This window comes from Micromonospora sp. NPDC004540, from assembly GCF_040610095.1.
GTDB lineage: Bacteria > Actinomycetota > Actinomycetes > Mycobacteriales > Micromonosporaceae > Micromonospora.
This window is the reverse complement of sequence record NZ_JBEXLR010000002.1, coordinates 118,464-140,278: the sequence shown is the minus strand read 5'-3', so window position 1 is coordinate 140,278 and position 21,815 is coordinate 118,464. Positions and strand designations below refer to the sequence as shown.

At 72.3% G+C, this 21,815-nt stretch carries 25 protein-coding genes; 12 read left to right on the top strand and 13 right to left on the bottom strand.

Translation table 11 applies throughout. From position 1 onward, the window contains the following. A partial coding sequence (locus tag ABZV78_RS01530; RefSeq protein ID WP_355634821.1) for an ROK family transcriptional regulator occupies positions 1-1,193 on the bottom strand: 1,193 nt, incomplete at its 3' end. Between the two features lie 49 nt (positions 1,194-1,242). Continuing rightward, positions 1,243-1,380: a hypothetical protein gene (locus ABZV78_RS01525; RefSeq protein ID WP_355634820.1), complete on the bottom strand. Its 138-nt coding sequence runs from the start codon at positions 1,378-1,380 to the stop codon at positions 1,243-1,245. 52 nt (positions 1,381-1,432) lie between these two features. Between ABZV78_RS01525 and ABZV78_RS01520 the strand changes: the two genes are divergently transcribed. Together ABZV78_RS01520 and ABZV78_RS01515 are read left to right on the top strand one after the other, a co-directional pair. Further along, positions 1,433-1,555: a hypothetical protein gene (locus tag ABZV78_RS01520; RefSeq protein ID WP_355634819.1), complete on the top strand. Its 123-nt coding sequence runs from the start codon at positions 1,433-1,435 to the stop codon at positions 1,553-1,555. Positions 1,556-1,623: 68 nt separating this feature from the next. After that, positions 1,624-2,976 (top strand): glycosyl hydrolase family 18 protein, encoded by a 1,353-nt coding sequence (locus ABZV78_RS01515; protein ID WP_355634818.1) that lies wholly within the window; start codon positions 1,624-1,626, stop codon positions 2,974-2,976. A 37-nt stretch (positions 2,977-3,013) separates the two neighbouring features. Here ABZV78_RS01515 and ABZV78_RS01510 read toward each other — a convergent pair whose 3' ends face one another. Then, a complete protein-coding gene (locus ABZV78_RS01510; RefSeq protein ID WP_355634817.1) occupies positions 3,014-3,478 on the bottom strand; it encodes an HAD domain-containing protein in 465 nt (154 codons plus the stop codon). A 10-nt stretch (positions 3,479-3,488) separates the two neighbouring features. Next, on the bottom strand, positions 3,489-3,902 hold the full coding sequence (locus ABZV78_RS01505) for a nuclear transport factor 2 family protein (protein WP_355634816.1): 414 nt from the start codon (positions 3,900-3,902) through the stop codon (positions 3,489-3,491). Positions 3,903-4,034: 132 nt separating this feature from the next. Here ABZV78_RS01505 and ABZV78_RS01500 point away from each other — a divergent pair, with 132 nt between their 5' ends. Both ABZV78_RS01500 and ABZV78_RS01495 read left to right on the top strand, forming a co-directional pair. Further along, the gene (locus ABZV78_RS01500) at positions 4,035-5,576 is read left to right on the top strand and encodes a cellulose binding domain-containing protein (RefSeq protein WP_355634815.1); all 1,542 of its coding nucleotides are present in this window, start codon (positions 4,035-4,037) and stop codon (positions 5,574-5,576) included. Between the two features lie 90 nt (positions 5,577-5,666). Then, on the top strand, positions 5,667-6,350 hold the full coding sequence (locus ABZV78_RS01495) for a hypothetical protein (protein WP_355634814.1): 684 nt from the start codon (positions 5,667-5,669) through the stop codon (positions 6,348-6,350). Between the two features lie 60 nt (positions 6,351-6,410). On the opposite strand, the gene ABZV78_RS01490 is transcribed toward ABZV78_RS01495, so the two are convergent. Next, positions 6,411-6,566 (bottom strand): hypothetical protein, encoded by a 156-nt coding sequence (locus ABZV78_RS01490; protein WP_355634813.1) that lies wholly within the window; start codon positions 6,564-6,566, stop codon positions 6,411-6,413. Between the two features lie 196 nt (positions 6,567-6,762). Between ABZV78_RS01490 and ABZV78_RS01485 the strand changes: the two genes are divergently transcribed. Continuing rightward, positions 6,763-7,842 carry an FUSC family protein gene (locus ABZV78_RS01485; protein ID WP_355634812.1) on the top strand — a complete coding sequence of 360 codons (1,080 nt, stop codon included), beginning with the start codon at positions 6,763-6,765 and terminating at the stop codon, positions 7,840-7,842. Positions 7,843-7,923: 81 nt separating this feature from the next. Here the strand turns inward: ABZV78_RS01485 and ABZV78_RS01480 are convergent, their stop codons facing one another. From ABZV78_RS01480 to ABZV78_RS01465, 4 genes are all read right to left on the bottom strand, one after another. Next, complete coding sequence (locus ABZV78_RS01480) at positions 7,924-9,720, bottom strand: glycoside hydrolase family 15 protein (RefSeq protein WP_355634811.1); 1,797 nt, start codon at positions 9,718-9,720, stop codon at positions 7,924-7,926. Between the two features lie 52 nt (positions 9,721-9,772). Next, entirely contained in the window at positions 9,773-10,228 is a 456-nt protein-coding gene (locus ABZV78_RS01475; RefSeq protein WP_355634810.1) for a hypothetical protein, read from the bottom strand. A gap of 364 nt (positions 10,229-10,592) precedes the next feature. Next, complete coding sequence (locus tag ABZV78_RS01470; protein ID WP_355634809.1) at positions 10,593-11,075, bottom strand: SRPBCC family protein; 483 nt, start codon at positions 11,073-11,075, stop codon at positions 10,593-10,595. Continuing rightward, a complete protein-coding gene (locus ABZV78_RS01465; RefSeq protein ID WP_355634808.1) occupies positions 11,072-11,395 on the bottom strand; it encodes a metalloregulator ArsR/SmtB family transcription factor in 324 nt (107 codons plus the stop codon). The genes ABZV78_RS01470 and ABZV78_RS01465 overlap by 4 nt, the downstream gene beginning before the upstream one ends. Positions 11,396-11,621: 226 nt before the next feature. Here ABZV78_RS01465 and ABZV78_RS01460 point away from each other — a divergent pair, with 226 nt between their 5' ends. After that, a complete protein-coding gene (locus ABZV78_RS01460) occupies positions 11,622-13,046 on the top strand; it encodes a M1 family metallopeptidase (protein ID WP_355634807.1) in 1,425 nt (474 codons plus the stop codon). A gap of 90 nt (positions 13,047-13,136) precedes the next feature. Beyond that, positions 13,137-13,367: a DUF2188 domain-containing protein gene (locus tag ABZV78_RS01455; protein ID WP_355634806.1), complete on the top strand. Its 231-nt coding sequence runs from the start codon at positions 13,137-13,139 to the stop codon at positions 13,365-13,367. A 202-nt stretch (positions 13,368-13,569) separates the two neighbouring features. On the opposite strand, the gene ABZV78_RS01450 is transcribed toward ABZV78_RS01455, so the two are convergent. The 4 genes from ABZV78_RS01450 to ABZV78_RS01435 all read right to left on the bottom strand — a co-directional run bounded on the left by ABZV78_RS01450 (position 13,570) and on the right by ABZV78_RS01435 (position 15,786). Continuing rightward, on the bottom strand, positions 13,570-13,872 hold the full coding sequence (locus ABZV78_RS01450; protein WP_355634805.1) for a GNAT family N-acetyltransferase: 303 nt from the start codon (positions 13,870-13,872) through the stop codon (positions 13,570-13,572). 78 nt (positions 13,873-13,950) lie between these two features. Beyond that, positions 13,951-14,385, bottom strand: a complete 435-nt coding sequence (locus tag ABZV78_RS01445; protein WP_355634804.1) for a ChaB family protein — start codon at positions 14,383-14,385, stop codon at positions 13,951-13,953. Positions 14,386-14,408: 23 nt separating this feature from the next. Beyond that, positions 14,409-14,852, bottom strand: a complete 444-nt coding sequence (locus ABZV78_RS01440; protein WP_355634803.1) for a phage holin family protein — start codon at positions 14,850-14,852, stop codon at positions 14,409-14,411. A gap of 103 nt (positions 14,853-14,955) precedes the next feature. Further along, positions 14,956-15,786 (bottom strand): PIG-L family deacetylase, encoded by an 831-nt coding sequence (locus tag ABZV78_RS01435; protein WP_355634802.1) that lies wholly within the window; start codon positions 15,784-15,786, stop codon positions 14,956-14,958. 73 nt (positions 15,787-15,859) lie between these two features. Here ABZV78_RS01435 and ABZV78_RS01430 point away from each other — a divergent pair, with 73 nt between their 5' ends. The 5 genes from ABZV78_RS01430 (at position 15,860) to ABZV78_RS01410 (ending at position 21,814) form a co-directional block, all read left to right on the top strand. Next, positions 15,860-16,573: a hypothetical protein gene (locus tag ABZV78_RS01430; RefSeq protein ID WP_355634801.1), complete on the top strand. Its 714-nt coding sequence runs from the start codon at positions 15,860-15,862 to the stop codon at positions 16,571-16,573. Between the two features lie 44 nt (positions 16,574-16,617). Beyond that, positions 16,618-17,058 carry an MmcQ/YjbR family DNA-binding protein gene (locus tag ABZV78_RS01425; RefSeq protein WP_355634800.1) on the top strand — a complete coding sequence of 147 codons (441 nt, stop codon included), beginning with the start codon at positions 16,618-16,620 and terminating at the stop codon, positions 17,056-17,058. Between the two features lie 51 nt (positions 17,059-17,109). Next, on the top strand, positions 17,110-18,513 hold the full coding sequence (gene sthA / locus ABZV78_RS01420; protein ID WP_355634799.1) for a Si-specific NAD(P)(+) transhydrogenase: 1,404 nt from the start codon (positions 17,110-17,112) through the stop codon (positions 18,511-18,513). A 25-nt stretch (positions 18,514-18,538) separates the two neighbouring features. Beyond that, positions 18,539-19,411, top strand: a complete 873-nt coding sequence (locus ABZV78_RS01415) for a class I SAM-dependent methyltransferase (protein ID WP_355634798.1) — start codon at positions 18,539-18,541, stop codon at positions 19,409-19,411. A gap of 84 nt (positions 19,412-19,495) precedes the next feature. Next, complete coding sequence (locus tag ABZV78_RS01410) at positions 19,496-21,814, top strand: hypothetical protein (RefSeq protein WP_355634797.1); 2,319 nt, start codon at positions 19,496-19,498, stop codon at positions 21,812-21,814. Position 21,815: the final 1 nt, after the last annotated feature.

Genomic DNA, 21,815 nt, shown 5'->3' with positions numbered 1-21,815 from the left:
ACGGCCTCGGCGATGCCCTGGCCGCCCGGATCACGGGCGAGGGTCCTACGGAAATGCCGGGCCATCGGCAGGGTGGCCGCGCCCATCGCGACCGCGTCCGGTCCGAGCCGGCACAACTCGATCGAGGTCTGGGCGTACGGCTGGCGCAGCGCGTGCCGCGCGGTGACCTCGCGGATCTGCGGCAGGTAGCGCTCGCCCAGGGCCAGGCCGGCCCAGCCGCCGAGCACCACCCGCTCGGGGTTGAACAGGTTCACCAGGTTCGCCACCCCGGCGCCGAGGTAGCCGACCGTCTCGTCGAGCACCTTGGCGGCGGTGCGGCTGCTGGCGCGCAGCAGTTCGCCGAAGGCGGTCTCCTCGTCGCCGCCGGCCGCCGGGCGGCCCCGGTTGGCCTGCCGGAACCGGTCGAGCACCCCCTCCGCCCCGACGTACGCCTCCAGGCAGCCGAGGTTGCCGCAGCGGCAGCGGCGGCCCCCGTACACGATGGTGGTGTGCCCCCACTCGCCGGCGCTGCTGTGCGCGCCGCGGTAGCCCACGCCGTCGGCGACCACGCAGGCCCCGACGCCGGAGCCGACCAGGGCGATCACCGCGTGCCGGACGCCGCGCCCGGCGCCGAACCACATCTCGGCCTGGCCGAGGGTCTTCGCGCCGTTGTCGATGTGCACCGGGATGTCGGTGCCGGCGCGCAGCATGGCGCCGAGCGGCACGCCGTCCCAGCCGAGGGTCTGCGCGTGCACCACGGCGTCGGCGGTGCGCTCGACGGTGCCGGAGACGGCGACGCCGAAGCCGAGCACCGCCGCCGGGTCGACGCCGGCCTGCTCGATCACCGCGGTGAGGCCGTGCAGCAGGTGGTCGGTGACCTGCCGGGGGTCGGGCTCGGCGGCGGCGATCGGGTACTCCGCCTTGGCGAGGGCGGTCATCGCCAGGTCGAAGAGTTCGACCTGGACCCGGGTCTCGCCGACGTCGGCGCCGACGAGGAAGCCGTAGCCGGGGGCGACCCGGAGCAGGACCCGGGGGCGGCCGCCGTCGGACTCGACCGAGCCGGCCTCCTCGACCAGGCCCTCGGCGATCATCTCGCCGACCAGGTTGCTCACGCTGGCCAGGCTGAGCGCGGTGGACTGCCCCAGCTCGTGCCGGCTCAGCGGGCCGTCCAGCCAGATCCGGGTGAGCAGGACAGACCGGTTGGCACGACGCATGTCGCGCACGGTGGTGCGTCTGGCGTCCACGTCCGCCTACCCTCCCCTGTCACCACCCGCGGCGGCTCACCCCGGATACGTCACTCCAGGTTAATGCCGTGAACCAAGCAGTGAAGAACCCGGGCCGCCGCTGCGGCAGTATGCCGTGGTGCCGCAGCATCTGGCCGAGCGGTACCAGCAGATCCACGTCCTCACCCTGGGTGAGCTGATCCTCGTCACGGTCCTCGCCCCCCGCCCTCGTGCCGACGGCCCCGCGCCTGTCGAACCTGGTCCTGAGCCTGGTCGTCACCCTCGTCCGGTTCGGCGTCGCGACCGCCGAGATCGTGCGCCGGCAGCGCGAGGGCGCGGTGGCCGTTCCGTGAGCCAATCGCGCATTTACATTTAACAAAGTTAACTGATAACCTCCGGCGCATCGATGAGGAGGTATGTCATGCGACTTCGACGCGGGTTGACCGCACTGCTCGGCGGCGCCGCCCTGCTGGCCGCCACCGCCACCCTGCCCGTCGCCACCGGGCTCGCCGCCGCGCAGACCACCCTGGTGGCCTGCTCCGCGCCGGCCTGGGCGGAGGGGGTCACCTGGACCGCCGGCAGCCGGGCCACCTACGCCGGCCGCCTCTACCAGGCGCTGGTGACGCACACCCCGTCGGCGGGGGCCGGCTGGACCCCGCCCGCCACCCCCGCGCTCTGGTCCGACCTGGGCGCCTGCGACGGCGGCACCCCGACGCCGACCCCCACCACCAAGCCCCCGTCGCCCACGCCCACCCCGACCTCGTCCCCCTCCCCCACCGCGACGCCCACCCCGACCCCGACCACGCCGCCCGGCGGCAGCACGTGCGCCCTCAAGTCACGGCCGGCCGGGAAGGTGCTCCAGGGCTACTGGGAGAACTGGGACGGCGCGGCCAACGGCGTGCATCCCGGCATGGGCTGGATCCCGGTCACCGACTCCCGGATCACCGCCCACGGCTACAACGTGATCACCGCCGCGTTCCCGGTGATCCGCTCCGACGGCACCGTGCTCTGGGAGGACGGCATGGATGCCGGCGTGAAGGTGCCCACCCCCGCCGAGGTGTGCCAGGCCAAGGCCGCCGGCCTGACCGTCCTGCTGTCGATCGGCGGCGCGACCGCCGGCATCGACCTCGGCTCCAGCGCGGTCGCCGACCGGTTCGTCGCCACCGTGGTGCCGATCCTCAAGCGGTACAACTTCGACGGCATCGACATCGACATCGAGACCGGGCTGACCGGCAGCGGCACCATCACCCAGCTCTCCACCTCGCAGGCCAACCTGGTGCGGATCATCGACGGGGTGCTGGCCCAGATGCCCGCCGGCTTCGGGCTCACCATGGCGCCGGAGACCGCGTACGTCACCGGCGGCAGCGTCGTCTACGGCTCGATCTGGGGCGCCTACCTGCCGATCATCAAGCGGTACGCGGACAACGGCCGGCTCTGGTGGCTGAACATGCAGTACTACAACGGCTCGATGTACGGCTGCGCCGGCGACTCGTACCCGGCCGGCACCGTGCAGGGCTTCGTCGTCCAGACCGACTGCCTCAACACCGGCCTGGTCGTGCAGGGCACCACGATCCGCGTCCCGTACGACAAGCAGGTCCCCGGGCTGCCCGCGCAGACCGGGGCCGGCGGCGGCTACCTGAGCCCGTCGCTGGTGGCACAGGCGTGGAACACCTACCGGGGCGGCCTCAAGGGGCTGATGACCTGGTCGGTCAACTGGGACGGCTCGAAGGGCTGGACTTTCGGCGACAACGTCAAGGCACTCCAGGGCCGCTGAGGCCGCGCGGGGCCCCGCAGGCGCGCGGGGCCCCGCGTCACCCGCCGAGCCAGTCCCGGATGGCGGCGTAGTCCGCGTCCGTGAGGCCCCGCCGGGGATCCACCCGGTAGGCCAGGACCGGCGCCGGATGGCGCGCCGCCAGCCAGGCCTGGTCGGCCGCTCCGATCTCGTCGTCCACCCAGACGAAGGGTCGCCCCGCGGCCCAGTCGTGCAGGGCGCGCGTCTTCCAGTGCAGGCCGTCCGCCATCCCGTCGGCCTCCGGCCACTCGACCACGGGCAGCTCGGGCAGACCGAGTCGGCGGCCGACGACCTCATTGGCCTCCGCCAGCCAGGTCGTCGCCCAGACCAGGTCGCAGGGCAGCGCCCAGAGCCGGGTGCCGTGCCGGGGATCCAGGCGGGCCAGCAGTGGATTGCCGCTGCCGGCGGCCGACGCGGGCAGGTCCCCGCCGAATGGAATGAGCGGTCCGTCGACGTCGAGGAAGAGCAGGGGGCGATCGTTCATCGCCGTGACGCTAGCGCGGCCGGCTCGCCGGAACTTCCTCCTGCCGGGGCGGAGCGCTGCGCCACCGGGATCGCCACTCCGGCGCCGCGAAACCCTCGGTGACGTAGATCGTCTCGTGGGCGACCCGGTCGCCACGGAACTCCAGGATGTCGACGGCCGGCCGCCACTCGCCGCGGTCGTACCGGATGCGCAGTTCGGCGACCCAGGCGTCGCCGCCGCCGCGCACCCGGACCACCTCCAGTTCGACCTCGGCCGGATACGCGCGCCGCCACTCCCGGAAGTTGGCCACGCCCTCGAAGCGCTCGCCGGACTGCGGGAACTCCAGGACGGCGTCGTCGTGGTAGATCTCGTGGGCCGCGTTCTCGTCGGTGCCACTGTGGTCGATGTAGTGGCGCAGCACCGCCCGTACGGCATGCTCGTCCATCCCTGCCGCTCCCCGCCCGGTGGCCCCCCCCGAGGGCAGACGCTACCGCCCCTGGACAACTACAGTTAACAAACCTAATAATTGTGCATCCGTCGATACGTCCGGCGGCCCACCCCGTCCCGGGAGGACCGGATGCACCGCAGCGCCCGTACCCCGTTCCTGGCCACTGTCACGGCCCTCGCCACGGTCGCCGCCGCCGCGGCGACCGTCGCCCTCGCCGGCCCGGCGCTGGCCGCCGGCCCCACCGCCACCTTCGCCAAGACCTCCGACTGGGGCAGCGGCTGGGAGGGCAAGTACACCATCACCAACGGCGGCGCCAGCACCATCAACGGTTGGCAGGTCGCCTTCACCCTGCCGCCGGGCACCACCCTCGGCTCGTACTGGGACGCCACGGTCAGCAGCGTGGGCCAGCGGCACACGTTCACGAACCGGTCCTGGAACGGCACGATCGCCCCCGGCGCCTCGGTGTCGTTCGGCTTCCTCGCCACCGGGTCCGGCTCGCCCACGGACTGCACGCTCAACGGCGCCCCGTGCGGGGGCGGCACCCCGACCACCCCGCCGACCACCACCCCGCCGCCCACCACGCCCCCGCCCACAACCCCACCGCCGACCACGCCGCCGCCGACCACGCCGCCGCCCACCGGTGGGCTGCCGAAGCACGCGCTCATCGGCTACCTGCACGCCAGCTTCGCCAACGGCTCCGGCTACCTGCGGATGGCCGACGTGCCCGCCGACTGGGACGTCGTCAACCTCGCCTTCGGCGAGCCCACCTCGGTCACCTCCGGCGACATCCGCTTCCAGCTCTGCCCGGCCACCGAGTGCCCGGGTGTCGAGACCGAGGCGGAGTTCACCGCGGCCATCCGGGCCAAGCAGCAGCAGGGCAAGAAGGTGCTGCTGTCCATCGGGGGTCAGAACGGGCAGGTCCAGCTCACCACGACCGCCGCGCGGGACACCTTCGTGCGGTCCGTGTCCGCGATCATCGACCGGTACGGCCTCGACGGCCTGGACATCGACTTCGAGGGCCATTCCCTCTACCTGAACCCGGGCGACACCGACTTCCGCAACCCCACCACCCCGGTGATCGTCAACCTGATCGCGGCGATCCGGACCCTCAAGCAGCGCTACGGCGCGGGCTTCGTCCTCACCATGGCACCGGAGACGTTCTTCGTACAGCTCGGCTACCAGTTCTACGGGCCCGGCCCGTGGGGCGGCCAGGACCCCCGGGCCGGCTCCTACCTGCCGGTGATCCACGCCCTGCGCGACATCCTCACCGTGCTGCACGTGCAGGACTACAACTCCGGCCCGATCGTCGGGCTGGACAACCAGTACCACACCATGGGCGGCGCGGACTTCCACATCGCGATGACCGACATGCTGCTCGCCGGGTTCCCGGTCGCCGGGAACGCCAACGCCCTCTTCCCGGCGCTGCGAGAGGACCAGGTCGCCTTCGGCGCGCCGTCGTCCACCAGCGCCGGAAACGGGTACGTCGCCCCGGCGGGCGTACAGCAGGCGGTGACCTGCCTGGTCCGCGGCCAGAACTGCGGCCGCTACACGCCGCGCAGCGGCACCAACCCCGGCTTCCGTGGCCTGATGACCTGGTCGATCAACTGGGACCGGTACTACAGCTGGGAGTTCCGGCTCAACCACGGCCCGTTCCTGAAGGCGCTGCCCTGACGGCGGCGATCCGCCGCACGCTGTTGCCCCGCCATGGTTCATCCGCCGCAGGTCTGCGGCAAGAGTTGATCACGGCCTAGGCTCCCCGCCATGACCCGACGTCTGTCCGCTTCGGCGGCACTCCTCGCCGCACTCGCCTCGACCGGCGCCTGCACCCCCGCTCCGGCCACCGGCGGATCGACGCCGGCGGCATCCGCGACGGCCCTGGTCGCGCCCTCGCCCAGCGACGGCGGCGCCGCCCGAGAGCTTCGAGACCGGTACGCCGCCCACGGGAGTCTGGTCGGGCTGGCCGAGGATCCCGGCTACCGGGACGAGAAGCTCGACTCCGACGGGGTGGCCTGCGGCCGGCCGCTGCCGCTGCTGGACCGGCGCCTGGTCGCGGTGGCGGCCGTCTTCGGCACCCCGGACGGCACCGCACCCGAGGAGTTCGTCGAGGTCACCCAGGAGACCGTGGTCTACCCGACCGATGCCGTGGCGGCCGAGGCCGTACGACGGATCTTCGGTCTGTTGGAAGCGTGCGACCGGGACGAGGAGGCGGGCCAGGTGACCGACGGGCACGCCGCCGCCGACCTGCCGGCTGCGGTCGGCGTGCCCGGCCGAGCGGTGACCGCCACCATGACGCTCCCGGACGGCACGCGATTCCCCCACCGGTACGGCTGCCTGCCCCACGGCCGGGTGGTGCAGTGCGTCGCGGTCTGGACCCGCTCGACAGGGAACACCTCAGCGTGGTTCGAGAAGGCGATCATCGCCACCGGGGAGAGGCTGCGCGCCTGAGGACTGTCTACGACCTGCCCGGCCAACTCCTGACGGAGGAACGCCGCTGTTGGATCTCCATCAGTTGTACAGCCACAGGGCGGCACAGCCGAGGCAGAGCGTCAGCAGCACGGCCGAGGCGAGCAGCAGCGCGAGCAACGTGAGCAGTTCACCGCGCACCGTCGGCGCAGGCGACTGCAGCGGCCGACTGTCGTCCGCGGTCTCGGGGTCGGGCACGTCGTGATCGTGCCAGACCGCCGTACAAGGTCATCTTGTGGTTGGCCGGTCCTGCCGGGCTGCCGCATGGTACGAGTGCTCGGTGAGTTCTCCTGGCCACCGGCCTGGCTCGAGCCATTCAGGGCGTGACCGTGGTGTCGAACGCGTCAAGGTGGCTGCCGCCCGGGTTCGGGGTCGAGGTTCCCAGGCGGGACGGTTGCGGCTGAGTCAGCTGGAGGCCGCCCTGGTGATCTCGGCGCAGGCGGGACTCGCCGCAGCTCTGGCCTGGCGGATCGGGCACGACGTGCTGGGCAACCCCGCGCCGGTCTTCGCCCCGTCCGCCGCGGTGGGCACGATCGTCGCCGCGCTCGGCCAGCGTGCGCACCGCACGGTCGAACTGCTGCTCGGAGTGGGACTCGGCATCGCCAGCACCGACTTCCTGCTGACCTTGCTGGGCACCGGCTTCTGGCAGACCGGATTCGTCGTCGGGTTCGCCATCCTCGCCACTCTCGTGCTGTTCGGCCGCAGCGGGGCCGCCGTCGGACAGGCCGGCGGCACCGCCGTGCTCCTGGCGACCCTGGCACCGGCGCAGAAGGACCTCGAATGGCCCCGGATCGTCGAGGCCACGGTCGGCGGCGTCGTGGGCCTGGCGGTGGTCGCCCTGCTGCTGCCGCTGAACCCGATGCGGATCCTCGACCGCGACGCCGCTCCGATCTTCGGCTGCCTCGCCGGTCAGCTCAGGGAGGTTTCCGCAGCGCTCACGACAAGCGATCAGCAACGAGCGATCCGGGCGCTGACCGCCCTACGCGACATGGGACCGGACCTCGACCGGTTGCACCAGGCGCTCAGCGGCGCCGAGGAGGTGGTCAGCCTGGCTCCGGCCCGGTGGCTGCGTCGACAGGACGTGGAGCGCTTCGCCCGGGCGACCGAGCACGTCGAGCGAGTCATCGAACACAGCCGCGGAGTGGCCCGCCGGTCGGCGATGGCCCTGCAGTACCACGAGCCGATCCCACCCGAGCTGGCCACCAGCGTGGGACACCTCGCCGATGCCGTCGAACTGCTGCGCCGTGAACATCGCGCCGGGCGCCCCACCGAGAAGACTCGCCAGGCGGTCTGCGAGGCCGTCTACCAGGCTGGCCGGGCCCGAGCCCGAGGCGTCGACGAGTTCGGCGAAGCGGTGGTCACCCAGCTGCGCACCGCCGCGAGCGATCTGCTTCGCGCCACCGGCTGCGACCCCACGTCCGCAAATGAAGAGGTACGGAACACGGCGCAGCGGGGCGCAGACTCCGTTCGGTGACGCCGGGCCCTTCGCTTCGAAGGCACGGTGTGCCACCGAACGGCGACCGGGCGGGCGCCGCGACTGCGCCCACCGCGGTCGCTACCTCACCGGGCTGTCCCGGATGGCGAGTGCGGCCTGGACGAGCGCGGCGTGGGTCAGCGTCTGCGGGTAGTTGCCGAGATGGGCGCCGGTGGCGGAGTCGATCTCTTCGGCGTAGAGGCCCAGTGGGCTGGCGTGGTCGAGCAGCGTCTGGAACAGCTCCTCCGCCTCGACGCGCCGTCCGGTGGCGGCGAGCGCCTGGACGAGCCAGAACGAGCAGGGCAGGAACGCGCCTTCGGCGCCCGGGAGGCCGTCGCGTCCGGGCGGGTAGCGGTAGAGCAGCGGGCCGCCGGCGGAGAGCCGCTCGCGGATGGCCTCGATGGTGTTGTGCACGCGGGGGGACTCGACGTCGTCCAGGTCGAGCAGGGGCAGCACGAGCAGAGCGGCGTCCAGGTCCGGGGCGCCGTAGCTGCGGACGTAGCACGCCTGCGCCGGGTCGAAGCCGCGCGTGCGGACCTCGGCGGCGATGGCGTCCCGGGCCTCCTGCCAGCGCCGGCGTTGCCGGTCCGGAAGCGGGTGGGTGTCGGCGATCCGCAGGGCCCGGTCGAGGGCGAGCCAGCCCATGAGCTTGGAGTGCACATGGTGGCCCGGTTCCCGGATCTCCCAGATGCCGGCATCGGGCTCCCGCCATCGACCGGCGACGACGTCGGCGAAGCCGCGTACGGCCCGCCACGTCTCGGAGTAGAGGCGGTGCCCGGCCTGGACGAACACCCAGGCGGCGTCGACCACCCAGCCGTAGCCGTCGAGCTGGTGCTGGTCGGCGGCGCCGTTGCCGAACCGTACCGGCACGCTGTCGAGATAGCCGGCCCAGCCGGGCAGCTCGCGTTCTCTGGGCACGTGCCGGCCGGTCAGGGTGAACAGCGCCGGCAGGCGCGGCCGCTCCAGCCGGCTGGCGTGGAGCAGCCACCCGAGGAAACCGTGGGCCTCGTCGAGCTTGCCGACGCCGAGGAACGCGTTGACGCCGATACTGGCATCGCGGGGCCAGACATAGCGGTAGTCCCAGTTCCGGACCCCTCCGGGGTCCTCGGGCAGGGAGGTCGTCGGTGCGGCGACCGGGGCCTGCGACGGGGAGTAGGTCAACAACCGCAGGGTCAGCAGGCTGCGTACGACGTCCGCCCGGAACGGCAGCGAGCCATCGATCCCGGCGGTCCAGGCCCGCCAGCGTTCCTCGTCCCCGACGACGAGTTCCCAGGCCGCCGTCGGCTCGACGTGGATCAGCGGTTCGCGGTAGGCCACAGCGAGCACAAGCGTGACCGGACGGCCCGGCAGCACCTCGACGGTGGTGGGCCGGCCCGGTTCGACCCTGACCTCGGGTGCGCTGCTCAAGGACACGGCCAGCGCCCCCCACTCACACACCAGGACCCCACCTTGGTGGCGGGTTCGGGGCCGGCGGTGCCGCACACCGAGGCGGGGGTCGAAGTCGATGACGGCGCCCACCGCGCCGCCCTCGGCCGACAGCCGCCGCACCAGCAGCGTGGTGGGCAGCAGCCGCCCCTTGATCTCGGCCACCATGGACTCGGTGAGGGTGAGACGGCTGCCGCCCACCGCCCACGTCGTCTCCAGCGTCGCGCTGTCCGGCCGGTAACGCCGCTCGACGACCGTGGCGGGCGGGACCGGGCCGACCCGGAACGTTCCCGCCGGCGAACCGCCCACGAGGCGCCCGAACAGAGGTTCCCCGTCGAAGCGGGGTACGCAGAGCCAGTCGATCGCGCCGGCACTGCTGACGAGAGCAGCGGTGCGGGTGTCGCCCAACAGCCCGTAGTCGCTGATCGGTGCCGGCGGCGGGGAGCCCGTCACGGTGGGCTCACCGGTCGCGCGGATCCCGCCTCGACGGGACGGTCGGTGGAGATCAAGTGGACCGGAGGAGCAGCCCGAGGACGACCCCGTAGATGACGTGGACGACAGCCGCGACCGCGGGCGTCTGGACGCCGTAGTTGAGGGCGAACAGCCCGGGCGGCTCCAACACGGCCGTGCTGGACGGCCCGGCCCGCGGCGAGGCCATCCGCGGATGGACGCCCGGGAGCAGCGGCAGGATCACCGTCAGCGCGATCGCGACGTGGAGCCCGCCGAACAACGCACCGAGCCACCAGGTGGAGCGGTGCAGCAGGGCGAACGCGGCCGCGTACCCCAGGGCGAAGCCCTGACCCGCGACGAGGTGGATGAAGAAGCCGACGACGCGGGCCCGGTCGGGGTCCTCGGTGACGAGGGCCCCGAGCACCAGGGGAAGGTCGAGGCGGGTGATCCCGGCCAGTTGCGCCGTGATCATCGCCGCGGTGAGCGCGGCGGTGGCGACCAACCCGAACACTGCCCATCCGGCCCAGTCCATCTCAGTCGTGGCCGCCGGCGCGTCCCCTGGCGGTCGGCGCGGGGGGCACCCTCTCGGGGCACCTCTCGAGCAGCGGCCGCCCGGCATTCGGTACGCGGCCCGGCGAGGTTGTCTCGGCCATCAGTGCCTTCCGGCTGGACACACGAGGTCGTGTACGGCCCGGGATCGGAAACCCGTCTCGCGGGCGGTCACCCGGGTCTCCACCCTAGGCCCACCAGACCTCGACCCGGCCGGCTTGCCGGAACACCCCGCGCAGATCCATCGACCGAGTGAGCGGGACGCAGAATTGCGCGAACCCCCCTCGACGGTCCAGGACGTCGAGGGGGTGCGACGTTCGGTGGCCTCAGCCGCCCTGGGTGAACAGGGCGGCGTACCGGGTCAGGTACAGCGGCCATCCCTCGTCGTGGCCGACGCCGTCGCTGACGGACTGCCAGCCGGGCCCGTGCCGGTCGAGGTGGCGGTGTTCCAGCTCCACCCGGGTGCGTTGCGGGCTCTCGGCGACGAAACGCACCTCCACCTCGCTGGTGTTCTCCGGGTCGGTCTCGACCTGCCACTGCGGGCTGATGTCCCAGCTGAACACGACCCGGTTCGGCGGTTCGTAGGCGAGCACGCGCGCCCAGCGGCATTCGCTGCCGTCGACACCCCGGTCGTAGATGTGACCGCCCACCTTGGGTTCGAACACCGTCTCCGCGATCGCCGCACCGAGCAGGTTGTGCTCCGGCGGCTTGAAGTCGCCGAACCGCTCGGTGAAAACGGTGAACGCCCGTTCGAGCGGCGCCGCCACGACGATCTGCCTGCGGACCACTGCGGATGTTGTATCGGTCATGGGGTCTCCTCGGTCGGTTGTTCGACGACGTCTCGATAGCTGTTCAGCGCGCGGTTCCAGAACGTGTCCAGCTGATCCCGCAGCGCGGCCACGCCAGCCGGGTTGAGCCGGTAGACCCGGCGGGTGCCGGCCGCCTGGTCGGTGACCAGCCCGGCGTCCTTGAGGACCTTGAGGTGCTGGGACACCGCGGGCCGGCTGATCGGCAGTTCCTCGGCGAGTTCGCCGACTGCGCGGGGACGCTCGGCCAGGCACGCGACGATGGCGCGTCTGGTGGGATCACCCAACGCGTCCCAACCATCGTCCGTTCGGTAAGTTGCCACGAACGGTAAGTTACGACTTACCAATGCTCCGAGTCAAGACCCCGCGGCGTGGGGATGCACCGTCCTGGCTGGCAGCCTAAGTGGACAGAACCGCGCTCAGCGGCCCCGTGTCTCGGGCGGGGTCGGTGGCCCGCAGACCTTGACGCATGTGCGTCCGGTGCGGGTGGATAGGGCGTACGCATCTGGTGGCCAGCGCTGCCGCGGCAGTTCGATGGAGAGGATCCACATGACCGTCCCACGCCTGCGCGGTGCAGCACTCGCCACAGTCGCCCTGGTGGCTGTCGGGTCGGCGGTGGCACCGGACACGGCCGGCGCAGCGCCTGGCAACCCCGGAGCCCCCCGCTACTCGGCTGGTCCGGCGAGCGTCGGCGACCCGTACTTCCCGGACGAGGGCAACGGCGGATACGACGTCCAGCACTACGACATCAACTTCTCCTACGACCCGGCAACCCGGTTCATGGCCGCCACCGCCACGATCACCGCGACCGCCACGCAGGATCTCGACCGGTTCAACCTGGACTTCCGCGGCCCGGAAATTTCGTCGCTGACGGTCAACGGGCATGCGCACGACTTCACCCGGGACGGTCAGGAACTGGTCGTCACCCCGCGCCCGAAGCTCAAGGCCGGGCAGGCGTTCACCGTGGTGGTGAGGTACGCCGGCGTACCGGGTCCGATCACCGACCCCGACGGGTCGATCGAAGGCTGGGTGCCCACCGACGACGGCGCCTTCGTCGTCGGGGAGCCGCAGGGCACGCCGGCCTGGCTGCCCACCAACGACCACCCGACCGACAAGGCCACCTTCCGATTCACCGCGAAGGTCCCGGAGGGGCTCACCGCCGTCGGCAACGGCCAACTCCTGTCCCAGGAGACCCGGGACGGCTGGACCACCTTCACCTGGGACTCGACCGAGCCGATGGCCACCTACCTGGCGACGATCACCATCGGCAACTTCGTGGTCACCGAGTCGACCACGCCGAGCGGCATCCCCGTGTACGTCGCCATCGACCCGCGGCAGGTCGCCGGGTCCGCCGCCGCGGTCGCGCAGATCCCGAAGATGATCGACTTCTTCTCCTCGACGTTCGGTCCGTACCCGTTCGCCTCGACCGGTGCGATCATCGACCGGGCCCCCGACGTCGGCTACGCCCTCGAGACCCAGACCAAGCCGATCTTCTCCAGCCCGGCGAGCGTCGGCACGATGGCGCACGAGCTGGCACACCAGTGGTACGGCGACAGCGTCTCCCCGCAACGCTGGTCGGACATCTGGCTCAACGAGGGCTTCGCCACCTACGCCCAGTGGATGTACACCGAGTACAGCGGCGGCGCGTCGGTCGGCCAGACCTTCAACAGCAGCAGCAACTACGGTCGGGCCGCGTCGTCGTCGTTCTGGCAGATCGTCCTCGCCGACCCCGGCCCCGAGGACATGTTCAGCAGCATCCCGTACAACCGGGGGGCGATGACTCTGCACGCGTTGCGCGGCAAGGTCGGCGACGACACCTTCTTCCGCATCCTGCGCGAGTGGGCGGCCAGCCACCGGTACGGCCACGCCTCAACGGCCGACTTCATCGCCCTCTCCGAGCGGGAATCCGGGCAGAACCTCGGCACCTTCTTCGATGTGTGGCTGTTCCAGAAGGGCAAGCCCACGACCTGGTGACGTAGGGCAGGGCCCGCCCCCACGTTTCAAAGTGCACTCAGGCGGGGCAGATATTCGTGACCGACCATGAAGACCAGGGAGGCCACGACCATGGCTAAAGGCGACATCGAGACGTATCCGCAGGACGGCCAGTGGAAGAACCGTCCGGAGGGCAACCAGCGTGCGAGCAGCGTTCACGGCACCAAGGAGGAAGCGGAGGCCGCCGGTCGGGAGATGGCCAAGCAGCGCGACGCCGAGCACGTGATCAAGAAGCAGGACGGCACCATCGGCGAGAAGAACACGTACCCCCGCAGCCGCGACCCCCGGGAGATCCCCGGCTGAGCCGCAGGTGCACCGCAAAGGCCGTCATCCCGCGAGGAGACGGCCTTTGCCGCGGGCCCGCGAAGACGATCAGCACTCCGGGCGGGTGATGATCACAGGCCGAATCTCGTGCCGCCTGTTGCGTGACCGCGCGCCTGATGACGGCCGCCGATGCGGCTGCTCACCTCACTCGATCGCGGTAGAGGTCGAGCAGAGCAGCCCGCTATTTGACCTTACGGGTCGATCGGGCCACGATGCCGTCGTACTCAGGATGCTTGTCCAGCCAGCCGCTCAGGAACGGGCAGATGGGCACCACTGTTCGCCGGTTGACCCGGGCGTCGTCCATCACCGCGCGTGCCAGGGTCGAACCGACGCCACGTCCCTCGAATTCGGGGGCGACCTCGGTGTGGGTGTAGGCAATGATGTTGCCCGTCAGCTGATACGTCACCACGCCGGCCACGGCGCCCGTCTCGTCCCGCGCCTCGAACCGCTCCCGCTCGGGCACGTTCATCACCGTGAAACCCACGGCACCATCCAACCACGTCACGTGGAGACCCACCGCTGGAGGTGACCCCGGCCCGGTGGAAGAACGTCGGGCGGTCGTTCACCGCCGGCGGGCGCGGGCGGTGGCCCGGGCGTTGGCCTTCTCGATGGCGTGCACCAACTCGTCCTTGTCCAGATTCTGCGGATCGTGGATCCCGACCCGGTGGGCCACGTCCTCGAGGTGCTCCTTGCTCGCGTTGGCGTCGACCCCCTGGGCGGTCGGGCGGGCCCGGTCGCGGGAGGCCGGGGTGCCCAGCGCCGCCTGCGGATCCGACGGCCCCTTGTGCTCCTTGGGCTCCCAGTGGTCGCCGACCTTCTCGTGGGTGTGCTTCAACGACGCGTACGCCGTGCGGTGCGCCCGCTCCCCGTCGCCATAGGTCTCCTCGGCCGACTCCAGCGTCTTCTTGTACGTGCGGACCGCCTTGTCGTCCGAGCGCGCGACGGTCGACGGCACCTCTTCGCGCATCTGCTCGGCCTGCTCGTGCTTGTCCGTCATGACATCCCTCCCTCCGGTCCTCGTCACCGGCCCAGCTCGTCACGGGCGGCGTCGGTGCCGGCCGGCACCACCCGGGAGGCGGTTGCCGAGACCACGTCCCGCACCTCTTCAGCGAGCCGGGCCGAACTGCCACCCGCCGCGCGCAGCTGCTCCAGCCCCATCCCACCGAGAACCACCGCGGTGGCCAGGTAACCGGCGGTGAGGCCCGCGGCCGCCAGTCGGCGAGGAAGGAACGCCTCCAGCAGGCGCAGGACCGTGGTGGAGGCGGCACCGGCGCCGAGGACCAGGCAACCGCCGGCGGCAGCCAGCAGCACGATGCCCAGCCCGGCCGGGCGAGCCGCCTCGGTCAGTTGCCCACGGACGGCGCGGACCTCCTCGCGGACGACGTCCGCCACGTCCTGCGCCAGACGATCCGTCGGGCTACCGCTGTACCCACCCCGGCCCGAATGCCCGGTCCCGTCGCTCATGCGCGCCTCCCCCTGAGCTGGTTCACGGGCCCTGCGGGTACCCGGATGGCCGGGCCGCACACCGGAGGGGACGGGTTTCCTCGGTCGATGGCGGGCTTGCCGGTCAGCGCAGTCCGGCGAACAGGTCGTCCTCGCGCGCGGGCGCACCGGTGGTGTCGCGGACCCGGACGAAGGTCTCCACGCCCATCAGCTCGGTGAACCGCTCCTGCCCGAGTTGCAGGAAGAAGATGTTCTCGGCCTGGCTGGCGTGCGCGGCCAGCGATTCGAACTTCTGTGCGCCGTAGGCGCTCGTGTCCACCCAGGTGGTGATCTCGTCGTCGGGCAGGCCGAGCTGCGGCATCTCCTCCGACTCCCCGTCCGGCTCGGGAAACTCGACGCCGATCTCCTTCATGATCCGGCCGAAATCCTCGAAGGCGCTGCGCGGCACGGTGGTCCAGTAGACCTTCGCGGGGATGCCCGTCTGCTCGACTGCTGCCATGGTGACGCGGTGCGCCTGGATGTGGTCCGGATGACCGTAGAACCCGTTCTCGTCGTAGGTCACGACGACGTCGGGCCGGTAGCGGCGGATCAACTCGGCCAGCCGCTCGGCCGCCTCGGTCACCGGCGTGTTCCAGAACGCGTCGGGCAGGTCGTTGGCCGCCCAACCCATCATCCCGGAGTCGGCATAGTCGAGCGTCTCCAGGTGCGTGACCTTGAGCGCCTCGCAACTGGTCGCCAACTCGGCCCGGCGCATCGCCACCACGGCCTCCGGGTCGTGCCCCGGGTCGCCCGGCTTGACCCCACCGGGCCCGTCGCCGCACCGCCCGTCCGTGCAGGTCACGAGGACCGTCGTGATCCCCTCCGCCGCGTAGCGGGCAAGGATGCCGCCGGTGCTCGTCGCTTCGTCGTCGGGGTGCGCGTGCACCGCCATCAAGGTCAGAGATCGCTCAGCCACCCCACCACCCTACGAGGGACGTCCGACGCACTAGCATTGCCGCGGTCCGGGACGGCTGCTGAAACGAGGCGAGATGCGTTGGCTCCGGCGGTTGCTGGGTAGGACGCGGGTCCAGCTCGACCCGGGGCGACAGCAGGCGCTGCTGCAGGATGTCCGGCACCGGTACGGCCCCCGCGCGCAGGTCCGGTTTCCCGATCAGGTCGAGGCGCTCGCCCGGCTGCTGGACAGCGACGACGGCCTGGTGGTGGCGGCTCGGATCGTGAGCGAGGCCGCCGACGAGGCCCACGCGGACCTGCAGGCCCAGGCACACGACGTACACCGACGGACGGGCCGGCGGCTCCTGGTGCACCGCCGGAACTACCGGCCGTTGTGGAAGGAGGCCGGCCCGGCGCTGCGGTGGCCGCTGTTCGCGCTGCCGTGCGGCTTCCACCCGTACGCGCAGGTGGCCGCCGCCGTCGCGGTGCTCGGCAGCCTGGCGCCCCGGCTCGACCGGGTGACCGACCCGAATCCCGTCCTGACCCGCGTGTTCGAGCTGCTCGACCTCACCACCGCCGGCTGGGAATATGGCCGGGTGCGGGTGGACACCGACGCCGCCGCCCTGGCCGGTGGGCTGATCTCGACGGCCGGGCAGGTCCTCGCAGCCATGGACGACCCGCCCCGGCTGCCACCGCCGGTCCGCGAGCTGATGCGCCGCAACAACACCCTCGACGTTCACGATCCGACCGGTCCTCGGGTGGTCGGCAGGATCAATCTGGGCGCGAGGATGCGGGAGACCCTCCTGGTGTGAAGCGCGGCGCGGAACTGTCGGAGGGGCCACGTAACGTCCCTCCCGTGACCGATCGCGGCGACGTCCCACCCGAGATCCTCGGTCGGCTCCGGCCCGTCTGCCTCGGGTTGCCGGAGGCCTACGAGGAGCCGGCGTGGGTGGGCACCCGCTGGCGGATCCGCAAGCGGACCTTCGCCCACGTGCTCACCGTCGACCCGGACCACCAGGCCGCCTACGCCCGCGCCGCCGCCAGCGACGAGCCGATCTGCGTGCTGACGTTCCGCTCCCCCGGCGACGAGATCGCCGCGCTGCTCGCCTGCGGGCACCCCTTCTTCAAGCCCGACTGGGGCGCCGACGTCGTCGGCCTGGTGCTCGACGGCGGAGTCGACTGGGACGAGGTCGGCGAACTGCTCACCGAGAGCTACTGCGTCCTGGCCCCGAAGAGGCTGGCCGCGCTGGTCGACCGACCGGCCGGGCCACCACTCCGACCCACGGGTCCGGGATAGCTCGTCGGACGCCTCTGGCGCCCGCCGGGACATCCTGCGACGCTGACGGTTGTGTACGACTACGACCTGCTGGTGCTGGGCTCCGGACCGAGCGGTCAGAAGGCCGCGATCGCGGCGGCCAAGCTCGGCCGGCGGGTCGGCATCGTCGACCGCCGCGACATGATCGGTGGGGTGTGCATCAACACCGGCACCGTCCCGTCCAAGACGCTGCGCGAGGCCGTCCTCTACCTGACCGGCCTGAGCCAGCGCGACCTCTACGGCAGCAGCTACCGGGTCAAGGAGGAGATCACTGTCAGCGACCTGGCCGCCCGGACGCAGCACGTGATCAGCCGGCAGACGGACGTCATCCGCAACCAGTTGGCCCGCAACCGGGTCGCGATGATCACCGGCACCGGACGGTTCGCCGACGCGCACACGGTCTGGGTCGACGGCGGGTCCGGCCGGGAGTCCCGGGTCACCTTCGACAAGATCGTGATTGCCGCCGGCACCCGCCCGGCCCGCCCGGACAGCGTGGACTTCGACGACCGGACCATCGTGGACTCCGACGGGGTGATCAACCTCCAGGCCGTACCCCGCAGCATGGTCGTGGTCGGCGCCGGCGTGATCGGCATGGAGTACGCGTCCCTCTTCGCCGCCCTCGGCACCAAGGTGACCGTGGTGGAACGTCGCGACCGGATGCTCGACTTCTGTGACGAGGAGATCGTCGAGTCGCTCAAGTACCATCTGCGGGACCTGTCGGTGACGTTCCGCTTCGGCGAGGAGGTCGCCGCGGTGGAGAAGCACCAGAGCGCCGCGCTGTGCGTCCTGCGCAGCGGCAAGAAGATGGTCGCCGACACGGTCATGTACTCCGCCGGCCGCCAGGGCCAGACCGACGACCTGGCGCTGAACGCGGCCGGGCTGGTGGCGGACCACCGGGGCCGGATCCAGGTCGACGCCAACTACCGCACCGCGGTCGACAACATCTACGCGGTCGGCGACGTGATCGGCTTTCCGGCGCTGGCGTCCACCTCCATGGAGCAGGGCCGGCTGGCCGCGCAGCATGCCTGCGGCGAGCCCGTCCGCGCGATGCCCGAGCTGCAGCCGATCGGCATCTACACGATCCCGGAGATCAGCTTCGTCGGGAAGACCGAGGAGGAGCTGACCGACAGCTCGACGCCGTTCGAGGTGGGCATCGCCCGCTACCGCGAGCTGGCCCGGGGCCAGATCGTGGGCGACTCGTACGGCATGTTGAAGCTGCTCGTCTCGCCGGACGACGGGCGGCTGCTCGGCGTGCACGTGTTCGGGACCGGGGCCACCGAGATCGTCCACGTCGGGCAGGCGGTGATGGGCTGCGGCGGCACCGTCGACTACCTGGTGGACGCGGTGTTCAACTACCCGACGCTGGCCGAGGCGTACAAGGTGGCCGCCCTGGACGCCGCCAACAAGATCCGCAACATCACCCGGATCGACGGCTGACGGATCCCCGCCGAGAAAGGACGCGATGTCGAGGACTCCGCGGGCGAGCCGCACCGCGGTGCTGGTGTGCCAGGGTCGCGCCGCCGCGGACGCGCTCATCGCTCCCGGCCGCTTCGCGGATCCGACCGCCCTGCCCCTGCTGCGCCCGGACGAGCGGGAGGCCGTCCAGTGGGTACGCGACGGGGCCCCACCGCAGAAGTGGCAGCAGCGGATCGACTACGAGACGGTACGCGCCAGCGCCGAGCTGATGGCGCCCCGGACGATCGCCATCGACGACGCGATCCGCGCCCACCCGTGTCCGCAGCTGGTGATCCTCGGCGCCGGACTCGACGGCCGCGCCTGGCGGATGCCGGACCTCGCCGGGGTGACGGTCTTCGAGGTCGACCAGCCGGCCACCCAGCAGGACAAGCGCGACCGGGCCGCGGGCCTGCCCGGCACCCCGCCCAGGTTCGTCCCGGTGGACTTCGGCCGCGACCGGCTGGCCGAGACGCTGGCGGACCACGGGCACCGCGCCGACCTCGCCACGACCTGGATCTGGGAGGGCGTCGTGCCGTACCTGACCCGAGCGGAGGTGGCCGCCACGGTTGCCGAGCTCGCCGCCTGCTCCGCGCCGGGCAGTCGCCTGGTCGTCAACTTCCAGAGCCCCGCCACCGCCACGAGGGTGGGCCGCGTCCTGGCCCGGCTGCTGACGGCCTCCACCGGCCGGTCGAGCGTCTGGACGAACGAGCCGTGGCGCTCGACCTGGACGCCCGCCGCCATGACCGCCCTGCTCACCCGGCACGGCTACACCGTCACCCGGGACGAGAACCTGCTCGACACGGCGCGGGGGCTGGCCCTACCGGTCCGGCACACCAGGTCGCTGCGCCACAGCCAGGTGATGGTCGCCGACCGCCCCTGACACCCGGCACGCCGCCGGCGACGTTCCCGGCGCCGCCGTGCTGGCGGCCCACGGGCGCGACCGGATTCTGTTAGGTTGGCCGCCGTGGCCGTCGTACGGGCGTTCGAGCGAGACGATTACTCCCCCGAATACGCGCTCGTCGTCCTGCGGGACCTGGGCGGATCGGGGGCGCCGGGCGATGCTGCGGAGTTGCCGCGCGAACGCGAACGCGGGGCCGAGCCGACCGGCACGTTCGCCGGAGCCGGCGCCGGCTGGATCACCTGCCAGGCCGGCGACGGCTACCACGTGGTGCGTCTGGAGTTGCACGACGTTCCGCCGCCGGCCGACCACGCGGGCTTCGACGACGTGCTCGAGACGCCCTACCGCGCGAGCTCCGGTGAACTGTCGCTGACCATGCTGACCGGCGGCGCCGGCCCGGCCGATCTCGATCTGGGCGGCGCCGGCCGCTACCGGGTCCGGGTGGCATGCCGGCGGGGCGACACCGAGGACGGGTTCGGGGACCGCTGGTTGCTCCGCTTCTGGCCCGATCCGGCACCCGCCCCACCGGTCTGGCTGGCCCGCGCCCGGCCCGCCGTCGGTCCGGGTTACGACGGCTGGCAGCTCGAGCTGGGATACCAGCCGATGGAGCTGGCCGGCATCGTCCACGTCGCGGTCCGGGAGCACGGCGGGCCGGTCACTGTGGAGCACGTCGACGACTGGGGCCGTGCCCACCAGCGCCCGCCGGGCTGGCTCGACGCGCCGCTGTGGCAGCCGCCCCCGGAACCGCTGACCACCGGCCACGACGATCTCGACCAGCGCAAGGCCGCCCAGCACGCGGAAGTGGTGGCGCGGCTCGCCGGGCAGCAGCGTCGGCTCGACGAGATCGCCGCCGAGCTGGGCGTACCGCCGGTCCGCCGGAAGCGCGACGTGCTGCCGCTGCTGGCCGCCGCCGGCATCCTGGTCCGGGAGGGCCCGGACGCTTACCGCGCCGGGCGGCCGGCCCGGGTCGACACGGTGCTGTCGCTGCCGCCCGACCGGGTCCGCGCCGTCCGGCTCCAGGACGCCCGCGGCCGGTACGGCCGCCTCGCCGAGGATCTCGAGGCGGTGCTGAGATGGTCCTCCCGGGCACCGCTGGAGGCCACGGCCGCGGAGATCGCCGAGCGGCTGCTGGTGAGCGAGCCGGAGCTGCGCGAGGGGCTGGCCTTCGCGGAGCGGACCGGCCTGCTGCACGTCGACGGCGACGAGCCGCTGCGGCTGTGGCTGGGCGCCCGCCCGAGCGCGGCACCGGCCGCCCCCGCCGCGCCAGCCGCCCGCACCGCGCTCGCCCCACCGGCGGCATCGAGAACGATCCCGGCCGCGCCGCCGACGGCGTCCGGTCCGGGGCGGAAGTCGAAGGGCCCGCCGGCCGGCAGCTTCGGGCTGAGCGCGGTGGCCCGGCCGACGGGTGAGGCGGCGAAACGCCGCGGACTGTTCGTGACGTCCCTCCGGCGTAACCGGGAGGACCCGCCCGGCCCGCCGTTCGGCGCGCCGCCACGGGCCGGCGTGGTGAAGGGGGACGGCACCGTCCTCGGGTGGCGCGACGGCGGGTGGGTGGAGCTCGCCCGGCTCGACGCCGCGCGCTGGCGCCGGGCGCTGCAGACCAGCCACGGTGTGCTCGTGATGGGGCACGGACACCCGGCCGCGTTGGTCTCCCCGGCCGGCGAGGTCACCGAGATCGACGAGGTGCGGTTGCCACGCGTGGCGCTGCTGGGCGACGGCCGGCGGGTGGTGGTGGTCGACGGCGAGCACCATCGGCGGGTGTGGCGGTGGCGGCTGCGGGTCATCGACCTGGCCGGCGGCCCGGTGGAGACCATGCCCTGGCCGGACGACCGGGCCGTCAACCTCCTCGGGACGCACCGCGACCAGGTCTTCTTCGTCGACCAGCAGGTCCCGCGGGTCACCATGCGCTGGACGCCCGGCAGCGAACCGGAACGGTGCGCGTATCCCGTGCACCAGGTCGACCCGCTGACCGGCACCTGCGGCGCGCGGACGGCGGAGGGGGTCACCGTGGTCCGACCGGACGGGACGACGGTGACGGTGCCGGTGGACCTGACGGCCCGGCTCGCGCCCGGCGGCGACCGGCTGTGGACGGTGCGCGCCGACCCGCCGGCACTCACGCTCTTCCCCGTCGAGCCGGGAGCCAGGGCGCAGCCGCAGGTGTGGTGGCTGCCCGAGGACGGCCGGCGGTCCCCACAGGGGGCGTATCGGGAGCCGATCTGGGAGGACGCCGACCACGTGCTGTTCGGCTACCAGCCCTGGCACTTCTCCCGTGAACCCGCGGGCGGAGTACGGCTGTCGGTGCGCGACGGCGCCGTCGAGCGGCTACCCGCCGTCGGGCCGTCCGGGCAGCCGGCGTTGTTCGTGGAGCCGCTGCTGGCGCCGTAGC